General features: G+C 73.9%; 17 protein-coding genes. 1 reads left to right on the top strand and 16 read right to left on the bottom strand.

Features of this window, described 5'->3' with window-relative positions:
- Positions 1 to 53: 53 nt before the first annotated feature.
- Genes IH45_RS0100335 through IH45_RS0100260 form a run of 16 tightly spaced genes read right to left on the bottom strand, consistent with a single transcriptional unit; the run spans position 54 to position 24,254 of the window.
- Positions 54 to 1,967: a CocE/NonD family hydrolase gene (locus IH45_RS0100335; protein WP_030659572.1), complete on the bottom strand. Its 1,914-nt coding sequence runs from the start codon at positions 1,965 to 1,967 to the stop codon at positions 54 to 56.
- Positions 1,964 to 3,157: a lactate 2-monooxygenase gene (locus tag IH45_RS0100330; protein ID WP_030659571.1), complete on the bottom strand. Its 1,194-nt coding sequence runs from the start codon at positions 3,155 to 3,157 to the stop codon at positions 1,964 to 1,966. The genes IH45_RS0100335 and IH45_RS0100330 overlap by 4 nt, the downstream gene beginning before the upstream one ends.
- Positions 3,154 to 3,465, bottom strand: coding sequence for a chorismate mutase family protein (locus tag IH45_RS0100325; protein ID WP_030659569.1), 312 nt, complete (start codon positions 3,463 to 3,465; stop codon positions 3,154 to 3,156). The genes IH45_RS0100330 and IH45_RS0100325 overlap by 4 nt, the downstream gene beginning before the upstream one ends.
- The gene (locus IH45_RS0100320) at positions 3,462 to 6,593 is read right to left on the bottom strand and encodes a non-ribosomal peptide synthetase (RefSeq protein WP_050514404.1); all 3,132 of its coding nucleotides are present in this window, start codon (positions 6,591 to 6,593) and stop codon (positions 3,462 to 3,464) included. Before IH45_RS0100320 ends, IH45_RS0100325 begins: the two co-directional genes overlap by 4 nt.
- Positions 6,590 to 7,951 carry an MFS transporter gene (locus tag IH45_RS0100315; RefSeq protein ID WP_030659566.1) on the bottom strand — a complete coding sequence of 454 codons (1,362 nt, stop codon included), beginning with the start codon at positions 7,949 to 7,951 and terminating at the stop codon, positions 6,590 to 6,592. Before IH45_RS0100315 ends, IH45_RS0100320 begins: the two co-directional genes overlap by 4 nt.
- Positions 7,948 to 8,208 (bottom strand): acyl carrier protein, encoded by a 261-nt coding sequence (locus IH45_RS0100310; protein ID WP_030659564.1) that lies wholly within the window; start codon positions 8,206 to 8,208, stop codon positions 7,948 to 7,950. Before IH45_RS0100310 ends, IH45_RS0100315 begins: the two co-directional genes overlap by 4 nt.
- Before the next feature lie 4 nt (positions 8,209 to 8,212).
- Positions 8,213 to 9,121, bottom strand: a complete 909-nt coding sequence (locus tag IH45_RS0100305) for a beta-ketoacyl-[acyl-carrier-protein] synthase family protein (RefSeq protein ID WP_050514403.1) — start codon at positions 9,119 to 9,121, stop codon at positions 8,213 to 8,215.
- Positions 9,118 to 10,089: an acyl carrier protein gene (locus tag IH45_RS0100300; RefSeq protein WP_078897073.1), complete on the bottom strand. Its 972-nt coding sequence runs from the start codon at positions 10,087 to 10,089 to the stop codon at positions 9,118 to 9,120. Before IH45_RS0100300 ends, IH45_RS0100305 begins: the two co-directional genes overlap by 4 nt.
- Positions 10,086 to 11,444: a condensation domain-containing protein gene (locus IH45_RS0100295; protein ID WP_030659558.1), complete on the bottom strand. Its 1,359-nt coding sequence runs from the start codon at positions 11,442 to 11,444 to the stop codon at positions 10,086 to 10,088. Before IH45_RS0100295 ends, IH45_RS0100300 begins: the two co-directional genes overlap by 4 nt.
- Entirely contained in the window at positions 11,441 to 12,472 is a 1,032-nt protein-coding gene (locus IH45_RS0100290; RefSeq protein ID WP_030659556.1) for a MupA/Atu3671 family FMN-dependent luciferase-like monooxygenase, read from the bottom strand. The genes IH45_RS0100295 and IH45_RS0100290 overlap by 4 nt, the downstream gene beginning before the upstream one ends.
- Before the next feature lie 2 nt (positions 12,473 to 12,474).
- Positions 12,475 to 17,235 (bottom strand): type I polyketide synthase, encoded by a 4,761-nt coding sequence (locus IH45_RS1000000147630; protein WP_050514402.1) that lies wholly within the window; start codon positions 17,233 to 17,235, stop codon positions 12,475 to 12,477.
- Positions 17,228 to 19,144, bottom strand: a complete 1,917-nt coding sequence (locus IH45_RS1000000147625; RefSeq protein WP_050514401.1) for a non-ribosomal peptide synthetase — start codon at positions 19,142 to 19,144, stop codon at positions 17,228 to 17,230. Before IH45_RS1000000147625 ends, IH45_RS1000000147630 begins: the two co-directional genes overlap by 8 nt.
- Positions 19,141 to 20,265 carry a 3-hydroxyacyl-CoA dehydrogenase NAD-binding domain-containing protein gene (locus IH45_RS0100275; RefSeq protein WP_107058548.1) on the bottom strand — a complete coding sequence of 375 codons (1,125 nt, stop codon included), beginning with the start codon at positions 20,263 to 20,265 and terminating at the stop codon, positions 19,141 to 19,143. The genes IH45_RS1000000147625 and IH45_RS0100275 overlap by 4 nt, the downstream gene beginning before the upstream one ends.
- On the bottom strand, positions 20,246 to 21,478 hold the full coding sequence (locus tag IH45_RS0100270; RefSeq protein WP_030659546.1) for a Coenzyme F420 hydrogenase/dehydrogenase, beta subunit C-terminal domain: 1,233 nt from the start codon (positions 21,476 to 21,478) through the stop codon (positions 20,246 to 20,248). Before IH45_RS0100270 ends, IH45_RS0100275 begins: the two co-directional genes overlap by 20 nt.
- On the bottom strand, positions 21,475 to 22,752 hold the full coding sequence (locus IH45_RS0100265; protein ID WP_234440374.1) for an aspartate aminotransferase family protein: 1,278 nt from the start codon (positions 22,750 to 22,752) through the stop codon (positions 21,475 to 21,477). The genes IH45_RS0100270 and IH45_RS0100265 overlap by 4 nt, the downstream gene beginning before the upstream one ends.
- Before the next feature lie 32 nt (positions 22,753 to 22,784).
- Positions 22,785 to 24,254 (bottom strand): 3-phosphoshikimate 1-carboxyvinyltransferase, encoded by a 1,470-nt coding sequence (locus tag IH45_RS0100260; protein ID WP_030659543.1) that lies wholly within the window; start codon positions 24,252 to 24,254, stop codon positions 22,785 to 22,787.
- 372 nt (positions 24,255 to 24,626) lie between these two features.
- Between IH45_RS0100260 and IH45_RS0100255 the strand changes: the two genes are divergently transcribed.
- Positions 24,627 to 25,721, top strand: a complete 1,095-nt coding sequence (locus IH45_RS0100255) for a PD40 domain-containing protein (protein WP_030659541.1) — start codon at positions 24,627 to 24,629, stop codon at positions 25,719 to 25,721.
- Positions 25,722 to 25,734: the final 13 nt, after the last annotated feature.

The following is a 25,734-nucleotide window of genomic DNA, read 5'->3' as shown; positions in this document are numbered from 1 at the left end:
TCCTGCCTTTCGGTCGGTGATGTCGGTTTCTGCTGTTGGTCTACGGGACGGCGCTACTTCTGCGGCGGGGTGCCGCTGCCCTGGTCCCGGCCGCCGTCCGGGATCACCGGGAGCGTCACCTTCGACGGGTGCGCCGCGTCGTGCAGCACAGTCTGCCGAGCGGTGCGCCGCTCGGTGGACTCGCCCAGCCAGTTGCCGGTGTTCGGGTTCGGATCGTACTGGGGGTAGTCGCTGGAGGAGATGTCGAGCCGGATGCGGTGGCCCTTCTTGAACAGGTTGCTGGTCGGCCACACCTTGATCTTGTACGCGTACACCTTGCCGGGCACGATCGGTGTGGGATCGCTCAGCGACTCCCGGTAACTGGCGCGGACGATGCCGCTGTTGAGGTTCACCGCGGTGCCGTCGGGGTGGACGTCGACCAGCTTGGCGGTCCAGTCGGTGTCCGGCGCCGAGGACCTGGCGTACAGCGTGACCGTGATGGGGCCGGTGACCTCGGTGTCCTCGGTCAGCGGGGCGCCGGTGTAGACGGCGATGTCGGGGCGCTGCTCGATCTGCTGCTGGTCGTAGGGACCCTGGGTGCTGATGGCCGCCGTGCAGCAGGAGTGGCCGCCGACGCTGGGCACCGGGTTGCGCGGGTCGTAGGTGTAGTGGTCGGCCGGCGTGCCCTTGGCGGGCGGGGCGGTGGACAGTGTGCCGTCCTGGGTGTTGCCGGCCGCGTGGCCGGTGCTGGAGAGGTAGTAGTCGGTCCAGCGGGTCTGCGGGAGCGGCCAGGAGGGCGCGGTGCGCCACTTGTTCGCGCCCATGACGAAGTAGTCCACGCCGTTCTCGCGGACGCCGTTGTCCTTGCCCTTGAGGTGGTGGTCCCACCAGGCGAGCATCATCTCGTTGACGGGGCTGTTGCCGGCCGGGCCGATCTGTTTCAGCAGCGGGGCCGGGTTGCTGGTCGGGCGGCCCCAGCCGGTGTGGTCCCAGGGGCCGACGACCAGCCGCTGGTTCGCGCGGGCCGCGGAGGAGCCGCCGCGCCGGACCATGCCCTGGTAGTTGCGGACCGAGCCGTCCAGGAAGGCGTCGTACCATCCGGCGTAGTTGAGGACCGGGATGTCGACCTTCCCGTAGTTCTCCTTCGGGGCCCACCTGCGCCAGTAGTCGTCGTACGTACGGTGCCGGATCCAGTCGAAGAAGTACGGGGCGACCTTCGGGTCACCGGGATGCAGGGGCTCGAAGCGGTTGTACGGGGCGCTGCCGAGCCACTTCTGAACGTCTTGGTAATCCCGGTTGACCTGGTGGTACGTGTCCCAGTCGCCGCGGTTCGCGGCGGCGGACGGGACGATTTTGCGCATGGCCCACGGGATGACGAAGTTCAGCCGGAAGGCGCCGCCCTCGTAGGTCCAGCCGTCGTAGTAGTCGTCGGATGTCTTGTCGGGCACGATCGTCTTCAGGTGCGGCGGGCGCTCCTGGGCGGCCAGCCACTGGGTGGCGCCCACGTAGGAGGAGCCGTACATCCCCACCTTGCCGTTGGAGCCGGACAGCCGGGCCGCCCATTCCACGCTGTCGTAGCCGTCCTTGCCCTCGTTGGCGAACTCGTAGAAGTCGCCGTCCGAGGCGTACTGGCCGCGCACGTCCTGCACCACGACGAGGTAGCAGTGCGAAGCGAACCACTCCGGGGACTGGTAGCTGGAGGGCTGGACCTCGGCCGCCTGCTTGCCGTACTGGGTGCGCATCAGGATGACCGGCACCTTCTCCTTGGTGCGCGGCCGGTACACGTCCGCCCGTAACACGGTGCCGTCCCGCATGCGTGCCCCGACATCGGTGGTCTTGCCGACGGTGCAGGGGCCCTTGCCGGTGCTGGGCGGCCAGGCGCCGTCCTCGGAGTCCTGCGCCGGTCCGGGTGCGGCCTGGAACGCGAGCGCGCAGGCGCCGGTGAGGGCCAGAGCAGTCCAACCGGTCTTCCGTGCCCGCCGGTTCACCGCCCCGCCTCCCCGCCGTTCCCCGCGTGCAGCGTGTCCGGACCGATGTCCGCGATCGTGGTACACCCGGACAGCCCCATGGTCAGGTCGAAGTCCGCGAGCAGGCCGCGTACGACGTGTTCCACACCCGCGGCGCCACCGAGGGCCAGCCCGTACACGTACGGACGCCCCAGCAGCACCGCCCGCGCGCCCAGGGCCAGCGCCTTGAAGACGTCGGCGCCGCTGCGGATCCCGGAGTCGAACAGCACCTCCGTCTCGGTGCCGACCTCCGCCACCACGTCGACCAGCGCGTCCAGCGCGGCCACCGCCCCGTCCACCTGCCGGCCCCCGTGGTTGGACACCACGATGCCGTCCATCCCGGCCTGCACCGCCCGGCGCGCGTCCTCGGGGTGCACGATGCCCTTCAGGACGATCGGCCCGTCCCAGTGCTCGCGCAGGAAGCCCAGTTCGTCCCAGGTGTGCGCCTTGCCGCTGAAGATCGGCAGCCACTGCATGGCCGCGCCCTGCGGGTCCTCATCGACCGGGCGCTCCAGCCGGGAGCGGAAGACCGGGTCGGATAGCGGGATCGCCACCCCGCCGCCGCGCAGGAACGGCAGATAGGCCTGGTCGAGGTCGTGCGGCCGCCAGGCGAGCTGCCAGGTGTCCAGCGTGACGACCAGGGTCGTGTAGCCGGATGTGCGGGCCCGCTTGAGGATGCTGGCGGTCACCTCGTCGTCGTGCGGCCAGTAGAGCTGGAACCAGCGCTGCCCGTCGCCGCCGGCCTCCGCGACCTCCTCGATGGTGTGCGAGGCGGCGGTGCTCAGCACCATCGGGACACCGGTCGCCGCGGCGGCGCGGGCGGTGGCGAGTTCGCCCTCCGGGTGGACGATGGACTGCACCCCGATCGGCGCGAGGACGACGGGGGCGGGAAGTTCGCTGCCCAGTACGGTGGTGCGCTGGTCGCGGGCGGTGGCGTCGCGCAGCATGCGCGGGACGATGCGGTGCCGGTCGAAGGCGGCGCGGTTGGCGCGTGCGGTGGCGCCGGTGCCCGCCGCGCCGGCGATGTACCAGTACGGCTTGGGGCCGAGGCGGTCGCGGGCCTGGTCCTCCAGAGCGCTGAGGTCGGTGGTGAAGGGCGGGATCGCGTCCTGGAGCCCTCGCACGTAGATCTGGTACTGGTAGTCCGCGTAGCCGCGTTCGGGCGCTGTCATGTGCTGGTGTGCTCCTTCTTCCGTTCTTCCGGTTCCACTGCCGGCCCCGGGGGCGCGCTGCGGCCCAGCCCCAGCAGCATCAGGGCCAGTTGCGCGCCGGCCGGGCCCAGCGCCTCCTGGTAGCCGCGCAGTACGGCGTTCTCCCAGGCCAGGTCCGTACGGGGGTGTCCCACGGCGCGGCGCGCGTCCTGGAGGCGGCGGTCCTCGGCGGTGCGCAGGCGGATGAGCCGGGCGATGTCCCGGTCCAGTTCGTGGATGCGGGACCGGTGGCGGGCCGGTCCTTCCATGCCGTCCACGCCGCCGTTCACCGCGTCGGTCCGCTCGCTCGCGGCCGGTCCGGCTGCCGCAGGAGGAGGCGGTACGCGGTGGCCACCCGTGCCACGAACGCGGTGGACACCTGGTCCGGCCGGTGCCCGAAGACCACCCGGGCGCCGCCCGCGCCGTCCGGCCACACTTCCACCTCCAGCTCGTGCACCGCCCGCGGGTCCGGTTCCCGTACCGGCTCGGTCACGCAGCCCTCCAGGCCCAGGCGCTGCGGCGGCCCCTCCTGGAGCGCGAACATCGTCTGGAAGAGCGGATGCCGGGTCCGGTCCCGTGCCGGGTCGGCGGCCAGCCGTACCACCTCCTCGAACGGCACGTCCTGCGCGGCCAGACCGGCGTGGATGCCCTCCAGGAGGCGGGGCAGCGCGTTCGCCGTACCGTCTCCGGCCGGGCGCATCCGGAAGCAGACCACGTCGATCAGGCAGCCGATCGCGTCGGCGGTGTCCGGGTGGTAGCGCTTGGCGACGGGCGCGCCCACCGCCACATCGCGCTGCCCGCTCACGGCTGCCAGGGCTTCGGCGTAGGCCGCCAGCAGCACCGCGAAGCGGGTGCTGCCGTGGTGCCGGGCCCGCTCTTCCAGAGCCGCGTACTCGGTGGTGGAGAGGGTGAAGGTGGGGGCCGCGCTTTCAGAAGGCGTCTCGGGAGGCGTCTCGGGAGGCGTCTCGTGAGCCGGCAAGGCCAGCGGCGGTACGCCGGTCAGCTCACTACGCCAGTACGCGCGTTGTTCCTCGCCGGTGTGCTCGTTCACCTGAGCACGGTGGCCCGCCAGGACGGCCGCCAGCGGGGCAGGGCGCGCGGCCCGGGACTCCTCGCCGCGCAGCCGGGCCGCGTAGGCCGCCGACAGATCCTCGGCCAGCGGACGTGCGGAGCCGCCGTCGAAGGCGATGTGGTGTACGACGATCCCCAGCAGCCAGCCCGTCTCCGTCGGCGTCATGACGCACCGCCAGTTGGCTCCGGCACCGATGTCCAGCGGCCGGTGCAGCTCGGTGTGGACGGCCCTGAGCGCGGCCGTCTCGTCCCCGGCCGGGTCGAGGAGCCGTACGTCCACCGGTGCGGCCGGGCCGTCCAGGAGCGCCACCGGTTGGCGGTCGAAGACGTAGCGGGCGTGCAGCGACTGGTGCCGCCGGTGTACGTCGTCCGCCGCGGCCCGGAACGCCTCCGGGGCGAAGGCGCCCGTCACCCGCCACAGCAGCACGCAGTGCGCCGACGTGTCGGACGGGTCGAGCTGCTGCTCGAACAGGAAGCCGCTCTGGACGGGGAGCAGCGTCAGCGGGCCTGTGTGCGCGGGCCGCGCGGGCTCCCCCGTTTCCGCCTGCCGCTTCTCGATCCACCGCGCCAGGTCCCGTACGGTCGGGCCCGCGATCAGTACGGAGGCCGGTACGGGGACGCCGGTACGTCCGCCGATGCGGACGCACAGCCGGGCTCCGTCCAGCGAGGTACCGCCCAGTTCGAAGAACGAGGCGTCGGGGGGCACGTCGTCCGGGTCCCTGCGCAGGATCTGCGCGAAGGCCGCGGTCACTTGGCCCGCCACCGATCCGTCTTCCGCATCACGGACCCGGCACGCGTCGGCCCGGGGCCGGGCCGTCTGCGTCTGCGCCGTGATCAGGTCCAGCAGCGCGGCGGTGTCCAGCTTTCCGTTGTCGGTCAGCGGGAAGCGCGCCACGGCGGCCAGTTCCCGCGGCACCAGGTACTCCGGCAGCCGCTCGGACAGCGCGCGGCGTACCGTTTCCGCGCTCACCGGCTCCCGGCCGTCCCGCACCGTGTACGCGGCGGCCAGCCCCTCGCACCGCCCGTCCGCCATCAGCGGGACGACGGCACACCGGAGCACCCCGGGCACCTGGGCCGCCGCGGCTTCCACCTCGCCCGGTTCGATGCGGTGGCCGAGCACCTTGACCTGGCGGTCGCGGCGGCCCGCGTAGTGCAGGGTGCCGTCGGCGGAGCGGAAGCCCAGGTCGCCGGTGCGGTAGACACGGCGTACGGCACCGTCCAGCGGGATGTCGACGAAACTGCGCGCGGTCTGCTCCGGGTCCGCGAGGTACCCGCGGGCCAGCCCGGCGCCCGCGACGCAGATCTCGCCGGTGGTATCCGGCGGGACCGGCCGTGCTTCCTCGTCCAGGACGAGGACTTCGGTCCGTCCGACCGGGCGGCCGACCGGGATCTGCGTGGGGGCCGGGCCGTCGGTGATGTCGGCGGCCGTGATCCGGTGGGTGGTGGCGAAGACCGTGGTCTCCACGGGGCCGTAGCCGTTCACCAGGGTGATGCGGGGGTGCGCCCGTACGAAGCGGCGGACGTGGGCGGGCGAGAGCCGTTCGCCGCCCACCATGAGCTGCCGCAGCCCGTGGAAGCAGCTCAGGTCCTCCTCCACGAGCAGGTTGAAGAGCGAGGCGGTGAGCCACAGCGTGTTCACGCCCGCCCGGCGTACGAGGTCGCGCAGCCCGTCCGCCGTCAGGTAGGGCTCGTCCACCAGCACGGAGGTGCCCCCGTTGAGCAGCGCTCCCCATAGTTCCAGGGAGGCCGCGTCCCAGGGCAGCGGGGCGGCCTGCGGCCAGACCGTGTCCGGGCCGAGGTCGGCGAAGCGGGCCGGGGGCTCCGTCGGGGTGAACAGCCGTACCGTGCCCGCGTGCGGGGAGAGCACGCCCTTGGGGCGGCCGGTGCTGCCGGAGGTGAAGAAGACGCAGCAGGTGTCCGTTTCCCGTACGGTCACCGGGGGCGGGGCGCTGCCGGTGGCGGCGGCCTGCTCCAGGTCTGTTCCGGGCGCCCAGACAGGGACCGACGCGGTCCCGGGCCTGCCGCCGGAGTCGGCAGCGATCAGCGGGGCGTCCGCCCGCCGGATCAGGTCCGCGATCCGGGGTGCGGGCCAGCGGGGGCCCAGGGCCGCGTAGGCGGCGCCCAGCTTGAGGATCGCCAGGACGGTCGCCACATAGCGCGGGGAGCGCGGCATCAGCACCGGCACGATGTTCCCGGCGCGTACGCCTGCCGCGGCGAGTTCGGCGGCGTAGGCGTCCGAGGCACGGTCCAGCGTCCGGTAGCTGACGGTGTGCTCGCCGTGGAGCAGGGCGGTGGCTTCCGGGCGCTCCGCCGCCCGCCGCCGGAAGACCTCGTGTACGGCTGTCATCGCCCACCCCCGGTGCCCAGCCGCTGCGGCTCGCCCTCGTGCTTGTTTCCGTCTTTGTTTTCGTCCTCGTACGGATCACTGAGGTTCTGTACGTCCGGCTCCTCGGACGCAGCCGTCCGCGCGCCGTCCGCCGGGCCGCCCAGCCGCTCGAGCCGCGGCGCCAAGGCCACGCACGCCACACAGCCCGCGCCCAGGACCACGGCCAGCAGCCAGGGCCGGCCGCCGGTGAGCAGCCAGCCGCCCAGCAGCGGGCCCAGCACCAAGCCGCCCGACATGGCCGCGGAATAGGCCCCGTTGTACCGGCCGCGCACCGGGTCACTGGCCAGCGTGTTGACGAGGGTGGGCAGCGCCACGGCCAGCAGCGCCTCCCCCACGGCGAACACCGCCAGCGCGCCGATCACCAGCGCGGCCTGCGCCGCCGTACCGCCGCTGACGGTGGCCAGCAGGAGCAGCAGCCAGCTCGCCGCCCAGCTCCCGGCGGTCCCGGCGAGCAGGACGGCGGGCCGGGAGCGGGAGATGCGGGTGACCGCCGCGAACTGGATCAGCACGATGCAGCAGGTGTTGGCGACGAAGCCCCACGCCATGATCCGCGCGTCCATGCCGCGCACCGCGACCAGCCCGGGGATGCTGGACTCCAGCTGCCCGTATCCCACGACCATCAGCGCGACGGTGAAGGCGAGCACCTTGAGCAGTGCGCGGTCCCGGAGGACGACGGCGTAGCCGCGGGGTCCGGCGGCGGGTTCCGGCGCGGCCGGGTCCGGCCCGGGTGCCCGCCGCCCCACCGCGAGGACGAGGACCGCGCCGGCCGCCAGGAACGACAGGCCGTCGCAGACGTACAGCAGTTGGAAGCGGCCCGGATCGGCCGTCGAGGCGAAGATCCCGCCGAGCAGGCCGCCGAGCCCCACCCCCGCGTTGAGCCCGACGAACTGCAGCCCGAAGGCGGTGGACCGGGCCTCCCCCGTCACGCTCCGGGCGATGGCGGTGTTCCATACGGAGAGCATCGCGCCGTACGCCAGTCCGTAGGCCGACCCGGCGAGTACCGCGCCGCCCGCCCCGGTGACCAGGGCGAAGGAGGCCGTGCCGAGGGCCGCGAGGGTCATCGCGGCGGCGGCCGTGGCGCGCAGCGAGCGGCCGTCGGCCAGCCGTCCGGCCAGCGGTCCGCCCAGCAGCGAGGCCACCGCGATCACCGAGATGACGGCGGTGGCGGAGCCGACCGGCAGCCCGCGCACCCGGGTCAGGTACAGGACCAGGAACGGCTGGACCAGTCCGGTGCCCACCGAACTGACCAGGTTGGCGCCCATCACCGCCCGGGTGCGGGGCGGGAGTTGCCGCAGGGCGGCCACAGACTGGATCTTCACGGCCGGGCGGTCTCCTCGTGCCCGGCCGCGTCCGCCGTCACCGCGGCGGCGACGGCGCGCAGCGAGGCGTCCGCCAGCAGCGCGCTCAGCGCCACCGGGGCCCCGAACTCCTCGCGCAGCCGCTGCACCAGGGACATGGCCTGGAGGGACGTGCCGCCCAGGGCGAAGAAGTCGTCCTGCGGGCCGATGGGCGTCCCGGTGTCCAGGTCCAGGATCTCCCGCCAGATTCCGGCGGTCCTCTCCTCTGCCGTCGGCATGTGTTCATTCCTCCACGGGACGTAGTAGAACGGCGGCGGCGTGCGCCGCGCTGGTGCCCAGCAGTACGACGGGGGACGGTTCGGCGCCCCCGGCCGTACGGTCGGCGAGATTGATCAGTGGGTCGCTGCCCAGACAGTGCGCGATACGCGGCACGTTGTCCAGGTACATCTGGCGGTCGGCGATTCCGGCCTCGCCCAGGAACGTCCGCAGCGCGTCCCGGGCGAGGTTGCTGGGCAGCACGGCGCCGGTCCCCAGATCCCGTGCCGTCAGCCCCGTGACTTTCCACAGGTCGGCGAACACCGTTTGGTACATGGCCAGTTGGGCCCCCAAGAGGCGGCTCGGCGGCCCGGGCTCGAACTGGGCGATCCCGCGGGCCCCGCCCAGCAACTCCCACCCGTACCGCCGCCCGGAGACCACGGCCGCCGCGGCCCCGTCCCCGGCGACCGCGGTGCCGCCCAGCACCACCCGCCCGCCCGGCAGCACCGTACGCACCAGGTCCCCGGACACCACCAGCACCGTCCCGGACGCGCCCGACCGCACCAGGGACGCCGCGATGTCGAAAGCGGCGATGGCGGTGGAGCAGTCGGCCAGGCCCAGCATCACCGGGTACGCGCGGCGCAGGCCGAGATCGTCCAGCAGGCCCGTGAGGGCGGGCCGGTCCGGGCCGTCGGCGGGCAGCGACTCGGTCGCGAGCAGGATTGTGTCCACCGTGGCCGGGTCAGTTCCGGAGGCGTCCAGGGCGCCCCGCACGGCCGGGCCGAGGAGGCCGAGGATGCCGCCCTCGGCCTCGCGGTACTCGGCGAAGCCGGTGCCCGCGTCCGGTGGTCCGGCCGCGTACTCGGGGAGTTCGGCGACCTTGCGGCGGATCGGGCCCAACTCCGCGGCGCAGCCGTTCACATAGGCCGCGCTCACCCGGGCCCCTCCCCCGCCGGCAGCGGGCGCGCGCCCAGCAGCACGGCCGCCAGGTGGGAGATGCCCGCGCCGAGCAGCACGAGGAGGTCGTCCGGGCCGCCCGCGTCCTCCCCGGCGGCCTTCGCCTCCGCGAGCCGGTCCGCGAGGTTGATCAGCGGGTCGCTGCCCAGGCAGTGGCCGATCCGGCCGACGTTGCCCAGGGCGAGCCGGTCGCCGCCATAACCGACATCGGACAGGTAGATCTCCAGCACGTTGCGTGCGAAGTTGCTGGGCAGGACGGCCCGGACGTCCTCGGGCCGGACCGGGTGGCGCTCCGCGAGCCGGGCGAACAGTTCGCGGTGCGCGGCGATCCGGGCCGCCAGCTGCTGCCGCGCGGGCTCTGCGGAAAGGGTCTCCGGGGCGGCGTGGTGGGCCATGCCCAGCACCGGCAGCCCGGCCGCGGTGGCCGATACGAGGGCGGTGGCCGCGGCGTCACTGGCGATGGCCGCGCCGCCCGCGACGATGCGTTCGCCGCCGGTGGCGTGGTCGGCCAGGTCGCCGGTGACGACCAGGACGTGGCGGGCGCTGCCGTCCCGGACCAGGGAGGCGGCGGTGCCGACGGCGGCCATGGCGGTGGCGCAGTCCATCAGGCCGAGCGTGCTGGCGGTGGCGCGGGTCAGCCCGATTTCCTGGAGCAGTTCGGCCACGTCCCGGTGGGCGGAGCGGTCGCGCGGCAGCGAGTCGGTGGCCAGCAGCACGAGATCGACCTCGTCGCCCGGTACGCCGGCTTCGCCCAGGGTGCGCTGGGCGGCGGCGGCCATCAGCTCCACCACCTGGCCGTCCGACCAGTGGTAGGTGTCGAACCCGGCGGCCGGGGCGGTCAGCCGGGCCGCGGCCTCGGGGTCCGCCAGCAGTTCCGGCAGCTCGGTGACGGGTTCGGCGTACTCGCCCAGCTCGTAGGCCGGGGCACACAGCCGTGCGGTGGTCACTCGTGGCCTCCCGCTCCGGCCGCCGCCTCGGCCAGGGCCGTGAACCGCTCGGCGAGACGGCGCACGGTGGCCTCGTCGTACAGCTCGCGGTCGTACTCGAACCAGCCCTGGGTGCCTTGCGGGCCGGGGTAGACGGCCAGCGTCAGGTCGTAGCGGGCGGTGCCCTTGTCGAGGTCGGCGGTGTCCGCGCGGGCGCCTTGGATCTCCCGGCCGCCCTCGCCGAGGTTGTCGAAGACGAAGACGGCGTCGAGGAGGGGGTGGTCGCCCGGGACCCGGGCGGGCCGTACCTCCGCCGCGACCAGTTCGCCCGGGTAGGCGGCGTGCCGGAGTCCGGCCCGGGTCGCCGTACGGACGGCACGGACTCGGGTGGCGTGCGTGCCGTCGGCCGAGTCCCGCAGCCGTACGGGCAGCACATTGAGCAGATAGCCGACCACTTCGGCGGTGCCCGGCCGGTCCCGGCCCGCGGTGAACGTGCCGAGCAGGACGTCCTGACGGCCGCCGAACTCGGCCAGCGCGGCCCAGGCCACGGCCAGCCATCCGGCGTACGCGGTGGCCGCCTCGCGCTGTGCCGTCGCGGCGATCCCCTCGGTGACGGCACGGGACACCGTGAAGTCCACGCGGCCGCCCTTGCGCGAGGTGCCGTCGGCGGGGCGCGGCCGGTCGGTGGGCAGCGGCGGCGGGGCGTCGGCCACCTCACCGGCCCAGTAGGCGGCCGCTTCCTGGCCGGCCGGGCTGCCGAGCCACTGCCGCAGCTCGCGGGCGTGGTCGCTGAAGGCGGGCGCGGCGGCCGGATCGGTCCCGGCGGGGCGGGCCAGTTCGTCCAGCAGCAGCTCGAAGGACCATGCGTCGAAGACGAGGTTGTGCACCACGACCAGCAGCCATGCCTCGTCGGGCGTGGGCCCTTCGGCGAGGGTGACCCGCAGCAGCGGCCCGGCTGCCAGGTCGAACGGCTCGGCGGCCAGTTCCCGGGCGAGCCGGTGTGCGTCGTCGGCATCGGCGCAGCGGGTACGGGACAGCCTGGGCGGCAGTTCGTCGTGCACCACCGGGCGGAGGCCCGGGCCGCCCTCCTCGAAGGTGGTCCGCAGCGCCTCGTGCCGGGCCGCGAAACCGCGTACGCGCTCGGCGAGCGTGTCGAGGTCCACCGGACCGCCGGTGAGGTGCACGGCCTGGCAGACCACGTCCACCGGGTGGCCGGGCAGCCGCTGCTGGGTCAGCCAGAGGCGGCGCTGCCCCGGCGTCAACCTGCGCCGTTCGGCGAGTACTTGGGGAATGCGGCGGCGCAGGCGCGCACGCTGGCCGGGGGTGAGGCCGGTGAGCCGGGCGACGAGGTCGGCCCGGGAGGGGGCGGCGGTCATGCGTAGCGCCTCCGGAGTTCGTTGAGGTGGCTCAGGCTCTGCACGACGAGGTCCTCGTCGACCCCGAAGTCGATCAGGCAGGCGATCTCGTTGACACCCATGCCCTGGAAGCGGTCGACCACCGCCGCGCAGGAGTCCGGGGTGCCGAGCAGCGCGCCCTTCTCGAAGTACTTGTCGAAGGCGAACTTGATCAGCTCGTCCTGGTCGCCGGCCGAGATGTCGCGGACCCCGGCACCTGGCGCCAGGTTCTTCTTCTGCGAGTCGATGACGGTGAAGAAGGAGCGCAGATAGTCGCTGAACGGGGGCCGGACGGTTTCCCGGACCTCGTCCAGGTCGGTGCCGATGAAGGTGTGCAGCATCAGCGTGACCGTGGTGCTGTCCGGATCGTGCCCGTACTCCTCCAGGGTCTTGTAGTAGACCGCGAGCTTCTCCTCCAGCTCCTCGTTGGTCATGTCGATCAGCGCGGTCAGCACGTTGCAGCCGAGCCGTCCGGCCGTCTCGAACGTCTCCACACTCTTGGTGCAGGTCAGCCAGATGGGCAGTTCGGGCTGGACGGGCTGCGGGTGCAGCTCGACCTCCACGTGGTTGCCGAGGCCGTCCTGGACGTAGACCGGCGCGCCCTCCCACAGTTCGCGGATGGTGCCCACCGCGTCGAAGGTGCGCTGCCTGCGGTCGGACCAGCCCTCCGGCCGGATGGCGAAGTCCAGCGGGCTGAAGCCGGTGGCCAGGGCGATACCGGCGCGGCCCCGGGAGAGGTTGTCGACGACCGCCCACTCCTCGGCGACCCGGATCGGGCTGTGCAGCGGGAGGATGACGCTGCCGGCCCGGATCTGGAGGCGCTGGGTGTGCATGGCCAGGCCCGCGCCGAGGACGGAGGGGTTGGGGTAGAGGCCGCCGAAGCGGTGGAAGTGCCGCTCCGGGGTCCAGATGGCGGTGAAGCCGTTCTCGTCCGCGTAGCGGGCCGCGTCGAGCACGAAGCGGTATTTGTTCTTCTCGTCCCCGGAGAAGAAGATCAGGCTGAAGTCCACGGTCAGCGCTCCTGTTCCTGCCGGTCTCGGTCGTTCTGGCCGCCCTGCCGCACCTCGGCCAGCAGGTGTTCGATGTCCTCCGGGTCGAGGGCGGCCAGCTGCGCGGCCAGCGCCTCGATGTCGTCCTCGGCGGGCGCCTGTGCCGGCTCCTCAGCGGCTTCCGTACGGGCGTCCAGCCGCTGCTGTACGAGCGCGGCCAGCGCCGCGGGCGTCGGCTCGCCGAGCACGTCCGCCAGCGGCACCTCCACCGAGAACTGGTCCCGCAGGTCCGACAGCAGCCGCACGATCAGCAGCGAGTCACCGCCGAACTCGAAGATGTCCCCGTCCAGCGGCATGTCCTCGGCCCCGAGCGCGCCGCGCACCAGCCGGGCCACCTGCCCCGTGAGGTCGTCCGCCGTCTCCGGTCCGCCGGCGCCGTCCACGGCCGCGGCGGTGCCCGCCGTCGGACGCGCGATCCGCTCGTCGCGCACCCACTGGTCCAGTCGGTGCGCGATGTCCCAGGTGGACACGGCGACATGGGAGACATCGCGCAGCGTCAGCAGGCGGCGAATGGCCTCCAGGCCCTCGTCGGGCTGGATCGCCTTGTCGTCCATGCTGCGGCCGATCGCGGAGATCGCCCGTTTCTCGTCCTGGTGGTGCTGCCACACGTCCCAGGCCGCGCTGATCCACACCGTACGGTCCAGGCCGCGGTTGGCCCGCTCGGCGGCGGCGTCCATGAAATGGTTGGCGGCGCCGTAGCCGAGCAGCCGCAGACCGCCGAGCACACCGGCCAGCGAGGAGAGCAGCAGCACGAAGTCCACGTCGTGGCCGGACAGCACCTTTTCCAGGGCGATCTGGCCGTGGGCCTTGGGCGCGAAGTGCCACTGGCACTGCTCGGCGCTGGCCGCGGTGATCGCCCGGTCCCACTGCTCGCTGGGCAGCCCGGCGGCGTGTACGACACCGTGCAACTCACCGAAATGTGACGCCACTTGCTCCACCGCGGCCCGCAGCGCGTCCTCGTCGGCCACGTCGGCGTGCACGAGGAAGGGCTCGCCGCCGCCGTCCTCCAGGGCCCGCAGCCGCTTGATGCGCAGCGAGGTCCCGTCGTCCTCGTCGTGCGCGTCCAGCCAGGCGTCCCACTCCGCACGGTCGGGCAGCGGATCGCGGGTGAGCAGCGCCAGGCGGGCGCCAGGGCACTCGCGGCGCAGCCACCGGGCGATCGTGGCACCGATCTCGCCGAGGCCGCCGGTGATGAGGTAGACGCCGTCCTCGCGCAGCCGGGAGACGGCCTTGGCGGTCCAGTCGGCGCGTACCGGCTCCAGGTCGGTGATCCAGCGGGTGGCGCCGCGCAGCGTGGTGGCCACCTCGGGGCGGCGCTGCCCGGCCAGTTCGGCGGCCAGCGTGCGCAACGAGCGCTCGTCCACGGCGGCCGGCAGGTCGAAGTGGCGGGCGCCGATGTTGCCGTGCTCCTGGCCGATGACCCGGGCGGCGACGGCGAGCGGGACCAGTTCGGCCGCCGGTTCCGGCTCGGCCGGGCTGACGGCGTAGGCGCCCGCGCTGATCAGGTCGAGCTGGAGCGGCTTGCTGACGCCGTGTTCGCTGAGCGCCTTGACCAGGGCGATCAGGCTGTAGAGGCCGTGCCGCTGGGCGGTCTCGAAGCGGTCCTTGCCGCGTTCGGCGGGCAGCGGGGCGGTGGACCAGGCGTGCAGGACGCGGTCCGGCAGCCGCTCCTCGGCCAGCAGGTCGGCGACGAGGCGGGCGTGGTCCTCCTCGGAGTCCGGCCGCAGGGTCCAGGTGTCGCCGTCCCGCCCGTACGCCGTACCGGCCCGTACGGTCAGCACCTCGCCCGCGCAGGCGTGCGCGGCGATCCGGGCGGCGGTGCCCTGCGCGTCGGCGAAGAGCAGCACGGGGTCGGCGGCCGGCTCGGCGGGCGCGTCGAGGGTGCCCACGGCCTGGCGCCAGACCGGAGCGGAGAACCACGCGTCGAGGGGGAGTTTGCGTACGCCGTCGCCGGAGCCGCCGCCCGCGCCGGTGAGCGTCCCGGTGCCGGGCTCGACCCAGTAGCGGGTGCCCTCGAAGGGGTACGTCGGCAGCGGCACCCGACGGCGCCCGCGGGCCGCGTAGTGGCCCTGCCAGTCCACCGGCAGACCGGCCGCCCACAGCCGGCCGAGCGCGGCGGTCACCGCGGTCAGGTCGGCGCCGGCGTCCCGGCCGCGGGCGGCGGAGGTGACGACCGGTACGCCGGTCTCCCGGTCCGGGTGGCGCCGGGTGAAGGTGGCCAGCGTCTGGCCGGGACCCACCTCCAGGAAGACGGGGGGCTCGCCGTCCAGCACGGTGGCCACGTCGTCCGCGAACCGTACGGTCTCGCGCAGGTGCCGCCCCCAGTACGCGGGGTCGGTGGCCTCCTCGTCGGTGATCCAGGTGCCGGTCCGGTTGGACAGGAACGGGATCTCGGGGCGGTGCAGCGGGACGCCGCGCAGCAGCTCGGTGAGCGGTCCGACGGCCGGGTCCATCATGGCCGAGTGGAAGGCGTGCGAGGTGACGACCTTCCGGTGGGCGACGCCGTCGGCGGTGAGCCGGGTGGTGAGCGCGCGGACCGCGTCCTTGGGGCCGGCCACGGTGCACACCGCGGGTTCGTTGACCGCGGCGAGCGCGACCTCGCCGCCTTCTTCGAGGTAGGGGGCCAGTTCGGCGGGCGGCAGCATGACCGCCGCCATCACGCCGCCGGGCAGTTCGTCCACCAGCCGGCCGCGCTCGGCGATCACCCGCAGGGCGTCGGGGAGCCGGAAGACCCCGGCGAGGGTGGCGGCCACGTACTCGCCGACGCTGTGCCCGATGAGCGCTGCCGGGCGCACGCCCCAGGCCATCCACTGCCGGGCCAGCGCGTATTCCACCACGAACAGCGCGGGCTGGGTCAGCCGCGTGCGGTTGAGGTCGTGCGGGGTGCCGGTGTACTCCCGCAGCCGCGGGTAAAGGGCGTCCCGCAGGTCCAGGCCCAGGTGCGGTTCCAGCAGCCGGGCGCACTCGTCCAGCGCCTCGCGGAACACCGGCAGGTGCTGGTACCAGCCCTGGCCCATGCCGGGGTGCTGGGCGCCCTGGCCCGGGAAGAGGAGCACGACGGGGCGGTCGGCGGGCTGCCCGGAGTCCTGGTGAGTGAAGCGAGGATCGCCGCTGCGGAGCGCGCGTACGGCCGTCTCGCGGTCCGGGACGGTGAGCACGGCGCGGTAGTTGAAGGTACGGCGGGCCGTGGCAAGCGTGTAGGCCGCGTCCTCCAGGGCCGTGTCACCGAGTGCGTCGGGCACCTCGGGCGCCGTGCCCTCCAGATGGTCCGCCAGTTCCCGGCGTGCGGTCTCCAGCGCGGCCGGGGACTTGGCCGAGACCGGCAACAGGACGACGGGGTCGGCGGGCCGCTCCGCCGGGGCGGGCGCCGGGGCTTCCTCCAGGACGACGTGTGCGGTGGTGCCGCCCATGCCGGTGGAGGTGACCGCGCAGCGCAGCGGTTCGCCGTCCGCCCCCGGCTCCCACGGCTCGACCTGCGTCCCGATGCGGAAGCGGGTGCCCGCGACCTCGCACTGCGGGTTCCATTCGGTGAAGTGCGGGGTGGGCACCAGGGTGCGGTGCCGCAGCATCAGCACGCACTTGATGAGCGAGGTGACGCCGGCCGCGGTGCTCAGATGGCCGAGGTTGGCCTTCACCGACCCGATGGTCAGCGGCGGCGCGCCGTCCACCTGATAGGACTGTGCGGCGGCGGCGAGTTCGATGGGGTCGCCCATCTTCGTACCCGTGCCGTGGGCCTCCAGGTAGCCGACGGTGGCGGGGTCCACGTCCGCGACGGCCAGCGCCTCGGCCAGTACGGCGGCCTGGCCGGTGACGCCCGGTGCGGTGTAGCCGACCCGGTCGGCGCCGTCGTTGCCGACAGCGGAGCCGCGCAGCACCGCCCACACGGTGTCGCCCTCGGCGAGCGCGTCCGACAGGCGCTTGAGGACCACCACGCCGACGCCGTTGCCGAAGACCGTGCCGTCCGCGTCCGCGTCGAAGGGCCGCACCGTGCCGGTCGCCGAGGCGATCCCGTCGGTCTCGTGGCGGTAGCCCGCCTCCTGCGGGAAGCGCAGTGCGACGCCGCCGGCCAGCGCCACGTCGCACTCCTGAGCCAGCAGGCTCTGCGCCGCCTGGTGCACCGCGACGAGCGAGGTGGAGCAGGCGGTCTGCACGGAGATGCTGGGGCCGGTGAGGTTGAGGTGGTAGGAGACGCGGGTGGCCAGGTAGTTGGGGTCGTTGCCCATCAGGGTGGCCAGGTCCTGGCGCATCCTGGGCAGCGACCCGGCGAAGCCCTGCTCCCCGGTCAGCACGTTGTTCAGCAGGTACGTGCTGGTCAGCGCGCCCGCGAAGACGCCGATGCGGCCCGCGTACTGCTCGGAGTCGTGGCCGCTGTGCTCCAGCGCCTTCCAGGAGGACTGAAGGAACAGCCGCAGCTGCGGGTCCATCCGCTCGGCCTCGCGGGCGCTGAGGTAGAAGAAGGAGGCGTCGAAGAGGTCCGCGTCCTCGACGGTCGCGGCCCGGCGTACGTAGCGGGAGTCGGCCAGTGTCTTGGGCTCGACGCCGGCGGCGGCGAGTTCTTCCTCGTCCACGTCGCGGATCTGGTCGGTGCCCGCCAGCAGGTTGCGCCAGAACGCGTGGTGGTCGCGGGCGCCCGGCAGCCGGCAGTCCAGGCCGACGACGGCGATCCGGCCGTCGAGGTCGGCGCCGTCCGCCGCGGCGGCGTCGGCGTAAGGACGGTCAGTCACTGGTTCCTCCTGCTGGTTGCTGGGGGTGCGGCGGCGGGCTGGCGGGGCGGGTACGGACCGCGGCCCGGCGGGCACCGCCCCGGGCCGCGGCGCGCCTGCGGGCGCCCCGGGCGGTGCCCGCCGCGGAGTCCTCCCGGCCGCTGCCGATGAGCCGCACCAGGCTCCGGATGGTCGGCGCCCGGTACAGGTCCGTCATCCGCAGTCCGGGCGCGACGGTGCGGGTGAGCCGTTCATGGACGGCGGCCACCCGCAGGGACGTCCCGCCCAGGTCGAAGAAGTTGTCGTCCGGGGAGACCGCGGCGGTGCCGAGCACGTCGCGCCACGCCTCGGCCACGGCCCGCTCCAGCGGCCCGGCGCCGCGCGCACCGGCGGCCGGCCCGGTCTCCCGGGCCGCGAGCGGATCGGGCAGCGCGGCCCGGTCGATCTTGTGGTTGGGGGTCAGCGGCAGCGCGTCGAGCAGGACGTACGCGGTGGGCACCGCGTGGTCGGGCAGCACCCCGCGCAACGCGGCGCGCAGGACGGCCGGTTCGGTACGCGCCCCGTCGGCCGCCACCAGGTACGCCGCCAGCTGCCGTTCGCCGAGCCGGTCGGTGAACGGCATCACCACCGCCTCGCGCACCCCGGGCAGGTCCTTCAGCGCGCTCTCCACCTCTCCGGTCTCCACCCGGATCCCGGAGATCTTCACCTGGAAGTCGCGGCGGCCGATCAGCAGCAGGGTGCCGTCCGCCAGCCACCGGGCGAGGTCGCCGGTACGGTACGTCCGCCCGTCCGCGACCGCGCCGGGCGCCAGGTAGTCGCTCTGTACGACGATCTCGCCCTCGCCCGGCCCCTCGACCGGCCGCCCGTCGCCACCCTGGAGCCATACCTGCGTGGCGGTCACCGGGAAGCCCAGGGGGAAGACGCCGGTCGGCGGCCGGTAGTCCCGGTCGGCGACGCGCAGCAGCGCGCAGGAGCACTCGGTCGAGCCGTACGCGCCGGCCACCCGGCAGTGCGCCGCGAAGGCCCGCCGGGCGGCGTCGAGGTCGGCCAGGTGCAGGGTGTCACCGCCGAGGGCGAGCATCCGCATGGCGGGCAGGGCGGTGCCCCGCGACTCCATGGCCCGTACGAGGGCGCGGAACACCGGCAGCGTGGAGTGGTAGACCGTGATCTCCTCGGCGGCCATCCACTCCAGCAGGCCGCTGATGCCGAGCGACTTCAGGTCGACGGGGTACAGGGCCGCGCCGTTGAGCAGGGCGGCGAAGGTGTCCTGCACCGCCGAGTCCCAGCTGTAGGCGGACTGGAGGGTGAGCCGGTCCAGCGGGCCGATGGCCAGACCGTCGGTCCACACCCGCGCGTGGTGCAGCACGTTGCGGTGCAGCTGCGCGACCGGCTTCGGCTGCCCGGTGGAGCCGGAGGTGTAGAGGACGTACGCCTCGCCGTCGGGATGCGCCCGTACGGCGTCCGACTCGTCTCCCGCCACAAGGTCTTGGTACGCCAACACCGGCTGGCCGTTCGCCAGTTGCTTCGCGAGCGGCAGAAGCTTCTCGGTGGCGACCAGGGCCCGTACGCCCGCGTCCCGGGCCATGAAGGCGAGGCGCGGCTCGGGGTAGGCGGCGTCCAGCGGTACGTAGGACAGTCCGGCCTGCAACACGCCGAGCAGCGCCGCGATCATCTCGGCGCCGTGCGAGAAGAGCAGCCCGACCCGGTCGCCGGGCCGCAGTCCGGCCGCGGTCAGCGAGCCGGCGACGCGGGCCGCACGCCCGGCGGTCTCCCGGTAGGTCCAGCGCACCTCGGGGGTGACCACGGCCTCGCGCCCGGGGTGGGCGGCGGCCTGTTCCAGGAAGCGGTGCACCAGGGTTCCGGCCTGCTCGGCGGGCGGGAACGGACGGTGTCCGGTGGGCACTTCGGCAGAAGGTGCCGTCGTGGTCATGGCGCGGCGCTCCCTTCCGGCACCGCGGCCGGGCCGTGGGCGAAGAGGACGGCGGGGTGCGCGGGCCGCTCGCGCAGCCGCGCGTAGGCTTCGGCGGCCCGCTCCAGCGGGAGGCGCGGCAGCCCCATCAGGGCCGGACGGATCGCGCCGGAGGCGATCAGGTCGAGCGCCCGTTGCAGGTTCTCGGTGACCGTGCCCTCGCCGGCCGGCGCCACGACGTCGGTCAGGCCGCGGGCGTACGAGGCGTCCCGGTATCCGGCGCCGCAGCGGGCCGCGTACCGGATGTCCAGGTTGCCCAGTTCGACGCTGAAGTCGATGTGCGCCGCGAACCTGCCCACGCCGACCAGCCGGGGGCGCCCCGGGGCCCGGCCCGCCCAGCGGGCGGCCGCCGCGACGGTGGCTCCGGCGTCCCCGGTTCCGCACAGGAAGACGCACCGGCCGCCGTGCCCCGGGACCGCGCTCTCCTCCGCGAAGAAGCGCTCCCCGTCGGCAGCGGCCAGCCCGAGTGCGGGCGCGGTGCGCAGCCGCTCCGGGCGCAGGTCCAGCAGGGTGGTGCGGGCGCCCCGGGCCGCCGTGATCTGGGCGACCAGCTGGCCGACCATGCCCGCGCCCACCACGGCCACCTCGTCCGCGGGCTCCAGTACGGCCCGGTCCACCGCGTGCACCGCGGTCGCCGCCAGCCCCGCCACCACCGCGTCCACCAGGTCCAGGCCGTCCGGAACCCGGCGGCACAGCCGGTACGGCACGGTGACCGCACCACTGTGCACGGCCTCGCCCCAGCCCATGGCGATCACCCGGTCGCCGGGCGCGAACCCGGGGGCCTGCGGGCCGACCGCGTCCACCACACCGGCCGAGCAGTACCCGAGGACGAAGCGCTCGCCGGTGCGGGCCGAGCGGTCCAGGTAGTGCAGTTCGGTGCCCGGGCTCACCAGGCTCCAGGCGGCCCGCAGCCGTATCTCGCCGCGTTCCGGAGGCTGCCGCAGCACCTCCTCGACGACCGGCTCGGGACTCCCGTGCGCGACCAGCTGCCGTACGGGTAACGGAAGCGCCCCGGCCGGTACGGACTCGCCACCGAGCGGCACCGCGCCCGTCCCGATCACCTCATCGGCCCTTCGCCGCATGGCCGTCCTCCCGCTCGGGTGCCGCGATCCACCGCTCGTCCGGCACGATCTCCAGTTCCTCGCGGTGTCCCGGTATCGGCCCCAGCGGCACCGGCCGGCCGGAGCGCTCGTACGTGGCGCGCCGGTTGCGCTTGCGCTCCAGGCCGAGGTTGAGGCCCGCCAGGTCCACCGGTTCGTGGGTGAGCAGCCCGTGCTCCCGCCCGGCGGCCACCGCTTCGGCACCGGTCGCGGTACGGATGAACACCCGGCCGTGCTTGGGCTGCCCCTCGCCGCTGACGCTCGCGGCGAAGATGTTCGGGTCGCCGTCGCTGACGCTCACGTCGGCCAGCCCCGACATCCAGTCCCCGCAGGACAGGCAGCGGTGCGTCTTGTTGCCCGCGAAGTCCCGGACCGCCTGCCAGAACTCCACCTGGTGGTCCACGCCGTCCCGCGTACGGATGCCGATGTTGCCCGGGTACTCGCCCTCGCGGTAGCGCAGCCGCACCACCGACTCCACCGGAACATGGGCGCGTTCCCGTATTACCGCGGCGGTGCCCTCGGGGCGCGTACTGGAGGAACAGGCGGGCTCGACCAGGAGCACGACCTTGTCGCGTGCCCACCGCCCGATCTCGGTGTCCATGGCCTGGAGCTTGCGCATCGCCTGGATGTGGCAGGCCACTCCGGACATGGCGACCCGGGCGTCCGGCTCCTCGGTCATCAGCCGGCGTAACGCGCCCAGGTAGGGGGCGAGCTGGTACGTGGACTGAGCGGTCTCCACCAGCTCGCCGGGGTCGCGTACCAGCGCGGGCGCCGCCCGCCAGGGCTGCTCGGCGTCCCGCCCCATGGAGAGCACCGCCGTGACGCCCAGCACCCGCATCGCCGTCTGGAGCAGCGCGGTGAGGCTGCCGCCGCTGGCGGACGCCTCGTACACCACGGGGTCCAGCGCATGCCCGGCGACGACCTCCCCGAAGACACCGACCCAGCGTTCGTCGGGGGTGCGGGTGCGGCCGAACAGGCGCTCCTCGGCGGCCGGGGTGCCGGGGTCGGCTCCCGGGCAGACGTCCAGGCAGTCGGTGCACTCCCCGCAGTCGGCGGCGGTCCAGGAGGCCACGGTGAGCACCGGGTCCAGTTCGTCGAAGCCGATCACCCCGGCCGGGCAGGCCAGCTCGCAGGCGCCGCACACGGTGCACAGCTGCGGGGCCAGCACGTCCTCTTCGAGCTGCTGGAAGGTCATATGAGGCCGCCGTTCCGGGCGGCCTCGGCCACCGCCGTCCCCAGCGCGCCGATCAGGAACCGGTAGCCGTCGTCGTCCAGCAGCGCCGGCGGCACGATCTTGACACTGGCGCCCTCCGGCCCGCCGCCGAACAGCAGCAGCCGGCCGCGCAGGGCGCCGCCCGTGACGGCCCGCGCCAGTTCCGGGTCCGGCCGCCCGTCCCGTACGCAGTCGAAGGCGGCCAGCGCGCCGGTCGTGCGGACCGCCCGCATCCAGGAATACCGGGCGGCCAGCGCGTCCAGGTCGGCGCGCAAACGTTTCCCCAGCTGCCGTGCCCGGCCTGGCAGGTCCTCCCGTACGACGACGTCCAGGACCGCTTCGGCGGCGGCGCAGGAGACCGGGTTGCCGGAGAAGGTGGAGGTCTGCACGCCCGGCGGCAGCGCGTCGACCACCGCGCGCTCCCCCACCACCGCGCCGACCGGGAAGCCGTTGCCCAGCGTCTTGCCGAGCAGTGTCAGGTCCGGCTTCCGGGTCATCAGCTCGGCGGTGAACAGGCGCCCGGCGCGGCCCAGTCCGGTGTAGATCTCGTCCAGGATCAGCAGCGCGCCCCGGGAGTGCGCCTGCCGGGCGATCTCGTCCAGCAGTTCCGGCGCCACGTCCAGGACGCCCTCGGTCACCTGGACCGGCTCCAGGAGCACGGCCGCGGTGCCGCCGCGCCGGTCGGCGGCGTCCAGCGCCGCGGACAGCCCGTCCGCGAACAGGGCCGCGTCGTCCGGCCCCGGCTCGCGCGGATCGGGTAACTCCGCGATGACGACCGGCGCGCGGCCGTCGTCGTCCCCGAACCCGCTGTAGGTCTTGAACTCCGCCCGCCAGGTGAGCCCCAGCGCTCCGGCCGTCTTGCCGTGGAAGCCGTAGCGGAAGCCGACCACGGCCCGGTGGCCGGTGGCCGCGCGGGCGATCTTCAGCGCGGATTCCACCGCCTCCGCGCCGGTCGTGGTGGGCAGCACCGCGGGCTCCGTGTACGGGGACAGCGCGCCGATCCGCCCGATCATCCGCCTGCGGACGTCCGAGCCCAGCTTGCAGCCGGTGTGCGCCAGGCGCCCGGCCTGGGCCGTCACGGCGGCGATCACGTCCGGGTGCTGGTGGCCCAGGGTCGCGGCGCCGCTGCCCGCGGTCCCGTCGAACCAGGCCGTGCCGTCCTCGGCGTACAGCCAGGGGCCGCTGCCGCCGGTGAAGGCCGGCCCCAGGGTGCTGCCCGTGGACCGCGCTTCGGTACTCGCCTCACTCGCCGTCACAGGGGCTGTCACAGGGGGTGTCACAGGGGGCATCACAGGGGGTCCTTTGCGATCCGGGCGCCGACGGCCCGCTGCACATCGGCGAAGTCGGGAAATGACGTGCGGTGGCAGGCGCCGCCGCGCACCGTGGTGCGCCCCGGCAGACACCCCGCGAGCGTCGCGGCGGCCATGGCGATCCGGTGGTCCTCGAAGCCCGGCACCACGCCGGCCCGCAGCGGCGCCCCGCCGCGCACCGTCAGCCCGTCCTCCGCCACCTCGACGCGGGCGCCGAAAGCACCGGCCATCCGCGCCGTCGTCGCCAGCCGGTCCGTCTCCTTGAACCGCAGTTCCTGCGCGCACCCGATCCACGAGGTCCCCGGCAGCCGGGCCGCGACCACGGCCAGCAGCGGCACTTCGTCGATCAGCGCGTGCAGCAGCCACGGCTCGTCCACCCGGACGGGCCCGGCCTCCTCCAGCCCCCCTCGGGCCACCACGGTCCCCACCGGCTCCCCGCCCCGGGACCGTCCCCCCTCAGCTCCTCCGTCTCCGTATGCGGCCTCGTACTCGTACGCGATATCGGCCCCGGCCCGCCGCAGCACCTCGAAGAACCCGGTCCGGGTCGGGTTCAGGCACACGCCCGGCACCCGCAGCGTGCCGCCGTCGCCCCACAGCAGGTGCGCCGCCACGGGATATGCCGCCAGCGACGGATCGGCCGGTACGTCGATGACCTCCGGCACCTCGAAAGCCCCGCCGCCCCAGGCGAGTTCACCCTCCCCTTCATCCAGCACACCGCCGAACGAGGCGAGCATCCGCTCGGTGTGGTCCCGCGAGCGCACCGGGTGCCGTACGGTCGCGGGCAGCCCCGCGGCGGCCACGGCCAGCAGGACACCGGACCGCGCCTGCGCGCTCCCCACGCGCAGCCGCACGGTTCTGCCGGGGAGGTTCACCGGTCCCTTCACCCATACGGGCAGGCAGCCGTCGTCCCCGAGATACGCGATGTCGGCGCCCAGTTCGGCCAGCGGATCGACCAGCCAGTCCATCGGCCGGTGCCGCAGCACCTCGTCGCCGTCCACCACCGCCGCGGTGCCGCTCCCGGCGAGCACCCCGATCAGCAGCCGGGCCGCGGCGCTCGACCCGCCGGTCTCCAGATACGGCACGCCCTCGGGCCAGCCGGTCACGCCCGGGTGGGCCCGCGCCTGCTGCGGCACCGGTGACGCGCCGCGCCGCACGGTCAGCGTGCCGCCGTCCACGTCGACCGCCACGCCCAGCGCCCGCATCGCCGGAAGCAGGGCCCGTACGGCACCGCCGAGGTTGGCGTTGCGCACCGTCAGCACCTCGGGCGCGCCGGGAAGCAGCGCCGCCAGCAGCGCCCGGTGGCTGACCGACTTGTCCCCCGGCACCCCGACGCTCAGCGCACCGGCTCCGACGGCCTGCTCGGCCCGCCCGCCGTCCACCACCAGATCCGGTGAGTCGGTGTCCGGCCGGTCGAATTCCTTCCGGGGCCCTCTGCGGGCGTCAAGCACACCTTGCTCCTGTTCCTGGACCCGGGCGCCGGATCAACGGGCTTCCCTGAGGCTCATTTCCCACCGCCGGACGACATCACCGCCCCGGCGGGGAAACGTACGCGTACAGCCACGTGGTGGCTTTCGGTTTCCCTATTCGGTGGCCCGACTCAACCACCGGCCCGGATCAACTGTCAATGAAAAACAGACCACTTCCTCAAGTCCTGCCTGCCTCTATGGCCCCTGAAATTGACCATCTTTCCCAGATGCACGCAGCGGCAATCCCCAAAGCCTTGAAAAGATGCAAAAGCAACGCCATGCACGCTCCTTCGGCCGCCATTTTGTCGCAAACTCCAGTGGAATCACTGGAGTTCGCCCGCCTACCGTGGACGCATGCGCAGGCGAGGGTGGGTCGCGGGCTGGCTGGGCGCCGGAGCCCTGATTCTTACGGCGTGCGGGGGCGGCGGGGGCGGGCCGTCGCGCCATCCGTCGGAGACGGCGCGGCCGTCGCCGGGGTCGGCGGGCTCTCCCTCCGCGAAGCCCGCGGTGACGCGCGGGGACGGGGCCGAGCTGGTCCACCGGGAGTCCGGAAAGGGCAGCGCGCAGAATCCGGCGTTCGCGCCCGACGGTAAGTCCCTGCTGTTCACGGTCTTCCACGGCGGTTACAACGAGGGGGCCGCCGCGCTGCGCGTACTGCCCTTGGGAAACCGGGGCGCCCCGGACTCCCGCAAGGCCGCCCGCGACTTGCTGGACGAGCACGACCGGGCGGCGGTGAACCTCCCCGGTTCCAGCTGGCGGCCCTCGGCGGGAGTGACGTTCGCCTCCGACCGGGCGGGCAAGGACGAGATCTGGGTGCTCAAGCCCGGCGGGCGGCCGGAGCGGGTGACCGATCATCCCGGGAATTCGGGATATCTGGAGCCGAGTTTCTCGCCGGACGGAAAGTGGATCGTCTTCCAGGAGAGCGTGCAGCGGGAGGACCCGGACGAGCGGGCGGCGCTCGCCGACCGGTCGGCACTGGGCTCCCTGTGGAAGGTCAGACGCGACGGTACGGAGCAGACGCGACTGGTGAACGGTCCCGCGAGCCGTACGGACAACCGCGAGCCCAACTGGTCGCCGCGCGGCGACCGGCTCGTCTTCCAGCGGCGGGAACTGGGCAGCGACGCGTGGGCGTTGTACGTGATGAACGCCGACGGGAGCGGCGTGCGCCGGCTGACCACCGTGCAGGGGGAGCACACGGACGCGAGCTGGTCGCCGGACGGCCGGTCGGTGGTCTTCTCGTCCACCACGGGCGGGCTCGGCCTGCCGAAGATCTTCGTCATGCCGGTGGCGGGCGGCGGCGCGCCGGTGCAGGTGACGCGCGAGCCCGGTACGTACGACGGGGCGCCGAGCTGGTCGCCCGACGGCCGCTGGATCGCCTTCGAGTCGCACCCGGGAAGCAGGGACCGGCCGACGTCCTTGTGGCGGGTCCCCGCTCCCGGGAAGCGGTGACAACTTCCGCTAT

Origin of the sequence: Streptomyces rimosus subsp. rimosus (genome assembly GCF_000720725.1) — a bacterium.
GTDB lineage: Bacteria > Actinomycetota > Actinomycetes > Streptomycetales > Streptomycetaceae > Streptomyces > Streptomyces rimosus_A.
The sequence above is the reverse complement of the archived record's forward strand: the minus strand, read 5'-3'. Positions and strand labels throughout refer to the sequence as shown.